This is a genomic window from Collinsella aerofaciens, assembly GCF_015557435.1.
In the GTDB taxonomy this organism is placed as follows: Bacteria; Actinomycetota; Coriobacteriia; order Coriobacteriales; family Coriobacteriaceae; genus Collinsella; species Collinsella aerofaciens_Z.
This window is the reverse complement of record NZ_JADNOH010000088.1, coordinates 1-5,342: the sequence shown is the minus strand read 5'-3', so window position 1 is coordinate 5,342 and position 5,342 is coordinate 1. Positions and strand designations below refer to the sequence as shown.

Genomic DNA, 5,342 nt, shown 5'->3' with positions numbered 1-5,342 from the left:
AGTGTCGCATCCGGGCAGACATCGAACCATTTGAAATGGTCTAACTTGGATTTGTTTTTCGCAAGGCCGCCGAGAGGCGGCCCCGAGAAATTCCTTTTCCTATCTAACAGAACCATATGAATCGAACGGAACCGATCAGCGATGGACTGAGAGGACCGGACGGGCTCGAAGCCCATATTTTTGGACGGAGAGTTCGATCCTGGCTCAGGATGAACGCTGGCGGCGCGCCTAACACATGCAAGTCGAACGGCACCTGCCTTCGGGCAGAAGCGAGTGGCGAACGGCTGAGTAACACGTGGAGAACCTGCCCCCTCCCCCGGGATAGCCGCCCGAAAGGACGGGTAATACCGGATACCCCGGGGTGCCGCATGGCACCCCGGCTAAAGCCCCGACGGGAGGGGATGGCTCCGCGGCCCATCAGGTAGACGGCGGGGTGACGGCCCACCGTGCCGACAACGGGTAGCCGGGTTGAGAGACCGACCGGCCAGATTGGGACTGAGACACGGCCCAGACTCCTACGGGAGGCAGCAGTGGGGAATCTTGCGCAATGGGGGGAACCCTGACGCAGCGACGCCGCGTGCGGGACGGAGGCCTTCGGGTCGTAAACCGCTTTCAGCAGGGAAGAGTCAAGACTGTACCTGCAGAAGAAGCCCCGGCTAACTACGTGCCAGCAGCCGCGGTAATACGTAGGGGGCGAGCGTTATCCGGATTCATTGGGCGTAAAGCGCGCGTAGGCGGCCCGGCAGGCCGGGGGTCGAAGCGGGGGGCTCAACCCCCCGAAGCCCCCGGAACCTCCGCGGCTTGGGTCCGGTAGGGGAGGGTGGAACACCCGGTGTAGCGGTGGAATGCGCAGATATCGGGTGGAACACCGGTGGCGAAGGCGGCCCTCTGGGCCGAGACCGACGCTGAGGCGCGAAAGCTGGGGGAGCGAACAGGATTAGATACCCTGGTAGTCCCAGCCGTAAACGATGGACGCTAGGTGTGGGGGGACGATCCCCCCGTGCCGCAGCCAACGCATTAAGCGTCCCGCCTGGGGAGTACGGCCGCAAGGCTAAAACTCAAAGGAATTGACGGGGGCCCGCACAAGCAGCGGAGCATGTGGCTTAATTCGAAGCAACGCGAAGAACCTTACCAGGGCTTGACATATGGGTGAAGCGGGGGAGACCCCGTGGCCGAGAGGAGCCCATACAGGTGGTGCATGGCTGTCGTCAGCTCGTGTCGTGAGATGTTGGGTTAAGTCCCGCAACGAGCGCAACCCCCGCCGCGTGTTGCCATCGGGTGATGCCGGGAACCCACGCGGGACCGCCGCCGTCAAGGCGGAGGAGGGCGGGGACGACGTCAAGTCATCATGCCCCTTATGCCCTGGGCTGCACACGTGCTACAATGGCCGGTACAGAGGGATGCCACCCCGCGAGGGGGAGCGGATCCCGGAAAGCCGGCCCCAGTTCGGATTGGGGGCTGCAACCCGCCCCCATGAAGTCGGAGTTGCTAGTAATCGCGGATCAGCATGCCGCGGTGAATGCGTTCCCGGGCCTTGTACACACCGCCCGTCACACCACCCGAGTCGTCTGCACCCGAAGTCGCCGGCCCAACCAGCAATGGGGGGAGGCGCCGAAGGTGTGGAGGGTGAGGGGGGTGAAGTCGTAACAAGGTAGCCGTACCGGAAGGTGCGGCTGGATCACCTCCTTTCTAGGGAGATTAGTTCTTAGAGAGAAACACTTTAACTCGAATGAGGGCAGGAGCCCGTCCGGTGGATGTCGCCCGCGATGAAGTCCCCGCAGCACCCGGTCCCCGGGGTCGCACCCGCGTACCTTGAGAGCCGCATAGCGATAGGAGAGAGATGGAAGACTTGTTTCTTCCAGACTCGATTCTTTTCTGCGATTAAACGTAAGAATGATAGCAATCATTCATCCGATCCAAACAAGAAGAATTCACTTATACATGAGTGAGGAGCATCTGATCGCGAGCACAGTCAAGACTGTGCCGCGGTATGAGATACCCGAATTGCGACATACGAGCGCTATTCATGATATCGATTAATTAGATTAATTAGCGACACGTGGATATCCCGCGGGCCCGATGCGGTCCCGCAAGATACCACGGGCGCACGGCGGATGCCTTGGCACAGGGAGCCGATGAAGGACGCGGCAAGCTGCGATAATCCCCGGCGAGGAGCACACATCCTTCGACCCGGGGGTCTCCGAATGGGCGAACCCATGCACAGCAGTGTGCATATCCCCCCGCTGAACGCATAGGCGGGGGGAGGACAACCCGGGGAACTGAAACATCTAAGTACCCGGAGGAGAGGAAATCAATCTCGAGACTCCCCGAGTAGCGGCGAGCGAAAGGGGACCGATGGCCAAACCGTCGAGCGGGCGTACCCGGCAGGGGTTCCGCCGACGGGGTTGCAGGGCCGCGCATCCGGGGGCTGCCGCCCCCGGGCGCAGGTCCGGCTGGGGAGCGGAACGGCATGGGAGGGCCGGCCGCAGCGGGTGACAGCCCCGTACGCGAACCCAGACCGGACGGCGCGACGCGGTCCCTGAGTAGGGCCGGGCACGTGAAACCCGGTCCGAACCTGGGTGGACCACCATCCAAGCCTGAGTACTACCCTGTGACCGATAGCGCACCAGTACCGTGAGGGAAAGGTGAAAAGCACCCCGGGAGGGGAGTGAAACAGTACCTGAAACCGTGCGCCCACGAGCAGTCGGAGCACCCATGTGGTGTGACGGCGTGCCTTTTGTAGAATGAGCCAGCGAGTCGCTGGCGCGGGGCGAGGTTAACCGAAAGGGAGCCGGAGCGAAAGCGAGCCTTAACAGGGCGACTTGAGTCCCGCGCCGCGGACGCGAAGCCGGGTGAGCTATCCGTGGGCAGGCTGAAGCGGGGGTAAGACCCCGTGGAGGGCCGAACGCACGTCGGTTGAAAACGGCGGCGATGACCTGCGGATAGGGGTGAAAGGCCAATCAAACCCGGAGATATCTCGTTCTCCCCGAAATAGCTTTAGGGCTAGCGTCGCGCGTTCACCGCCGGAGGTAGAGCACCGGATGGACGAGGGGGCTTCGCCGCCTACCGAATCCAACCGAACTCCGAATGCCGGCGGCCCAGAGCGCGGCAGTCAGAGCATGTGGGCTAAGCTGTGTGCTCGAGAGGGAAACAGCCCGGACCGCCCGCTAAGGTCCCCAAGTTCCAGCCGAGTGGCAAAGGATGTGCGTCCGCCCAGACAACCAGGATGTTGGCTTAGAAGCAGCCATGCATTCAAAGAGTGCGTAACAGCTCACTGGTCGAGTGGACATGCGCCGACAATACACGGGGCTAAGCTGGACACCGAAGCGGCGGGATTTTACCTAAGTAGAATCGGTAGGGGAGCTTCCCATGGGCGGAGAAGCCGCCGGGCGACCGGCGGTGGAGCGCATGGGAGTGAGAATGCTGGCATGAGTAGCGAGAGACGAGAGAGTAACTCGTCCGCCGTGAACCCGAGGTTTCCTGGGCAAGGCTAATCCTCCCAGGGTCAGTCGGGGGCTAAGGCGAGGCCGGAAGGCGTAGCCGACGCGCAGCAGGCAGACATTCCTGCACCGCGCACGCGGCGCTACGACCGACGGGGCGACGGATGGGGGTGGCTCGGCGGGGTTCTGGACGTCCCCGTGATGGAGCGCGGCCCGCGGACCAGGGAAATCCGGTCCGCACGAGGGCGAGGCTCCGGACGAAGCGATCAAGCGAAGCGAGTGAGCCCGAGGTCCCTAGAAAAACCCCTAGGCAGGCGCGTGCGCGCCCGTACCGCAAACCGACACAGGTGGGTGGGTAGAACATACCGAGGCGATCGGGTCAACCATGGTCAAGGAACTCGGCACAATGGCCCCGTAACTTCGGGAGAAGGGGTGCCCGCGCGTACGTGAACCGGCTTGCCCGGGGAGCGGAGGCGGGCCGCAGTGGAGAGGCCCAAGCGACTGTTTACCAAAAACACAGGACTCTGCAGAAGCCGCAAGGCGACGTATAGGGTCTGACGCCTGCCCGGTGCCGGAAGGTCACGCGGAGGAGTTAGCCGCAAGGCGAAGCCCCGAAGCCAAGCCCCGGTAAACGGCGGCCGTAACTATAACGGTCCTAAGGTAGCGAAATTCCTTGTCGGGTAAGTTCCGACCTGCACGAAAGGCGCAACGACTTGGGCGCTGTCTCGACCATGGACCCGGTGAAATTGCACTGGTCGTGAAGATGCGACTTACCCGCGGAAGGACGGAAAGACCCCGTGAACCTTCACTGCAGCTTGGCATTGGCCGCTGGTCCCGCGTGTAGAGGATAGGCAGGAGGCTAAGATCCGGAGGCGCCAGCCCCCGGGGAGCCGCCCTTGGAATACTGCCCTCGCGCGACCGGCGTCCTAACCCGAGGCCGTCAACCGGCTCGGGGACCGTGCCAGGCGGGCAGTTTGACTGGGGCGGTCGCCTCCTAAAGGGTAACGGAGGCGCGCGAAGGTCCGCTCGGGACGGTCGGCAACCGTCCTTTTGAATGCAAGAGTACAAGCGGGCTTGACTGCGAGGCCCACAAGCCGAGCAGGTGCGAAAGCAGGCTCTAGTGATCCGGCGGCCCCGAGTGGGTGGGCCGTCGCTCAACGGATAAAAGGTACTCCGGGGATAACAGGCTGATCTTGCCCAAGAGTCCACATCGACGGCAAGGTTTGGCACCTCGATGTCGGCTCATCGCATCCTGGGGCTGGAGCAGGTCCCAAGGGTACGGCTGTTCGCCGTTTAAAGCGGTACGCGAGCTGGGTTCAGAACGTCGTGAGACAGTTCGGTCCCTATCCTCCGTGGGCGCAGGAGAATCGATGGAGGCTGCCCCCAGTACGAGAGGACCGGGGTGGACGCACCTCCGGTGAACCGGTTGTCGACCAACGGCACGGCCGGGTAGCCGCGTGCGGCGCGGATAACCGCTGAAGGCATCTAAGCGGGAAGCCGTTCCAGGGATTAGTTCTCCTTCCGGTAAGGGCCCAGGTAGACTACCTGGTAGATAGACGGCAGGTGCAAGGGCGGCGACGTCCTCAGCCGAGCCGCACTAATCGCCCGAGCTCTTCCGGAACCGCACCTCGCGGCCCGCGGGACCCAGCGCTCACGCGCGGTCCGGGCACGAGGATGCCCCCGAGTCACACTCTCCTATGCGCCATGCGGCCCCCAGGGCACGTGAGACAGACACCGGACACCGTAACGGTGGGCGCCGCCCACCGGTCAGCGGCCAGAGCATGGGGGGCACGCCCGGTCCCGTTCCGAACCCGGAAGCTAAGCCCCATCGCGCCGAGAGTACTGCGGGGTCAGCCCGTGGGAGGCCAGGGCGCCGCTGACCGGTGGACGGCACCGAGCCGT

At 63.6% G+C, this 5,342-nt stretch carries 3 rRNA genes; all 3 read left to right on the top strand.

Annotated features, from left to right (window positions below):
• Window positions 1–181: 181 nt before the first annotated feature.
• The 3 genes from I2G43_RS08565 (at window position 182) to rrf (ending at window position 5,322) form a co-directional block, all read left to right on the top strand.
• Window positions 182–1,689, top strand: a 16S ribosomal RNA gene (locus I2G43_RS08565).
• A 398-nt stretch (window positions 1,690–2,087) separates the two neighbouring features.
• A 23S ribosomal RNA gene (locus I2G43_RS08560) occupies window positions 2,088–5,061 on the top strand.
• A gap of 145 nt (window positions 5,062–5,206) precedes the next feature.
• Window positions 5,207–5,322: ribosomal RNA gene (gene rrf, locus I2G43_RS08555) — 5S ribosomal RNA — on the top strand.
• Together the 16S, 23S and 5S rRNA genes form the textbook arrangement of a ribosomal RNA operon.
• Window positions 5,323–5,342: the final 20 nt, after the last annotated feature.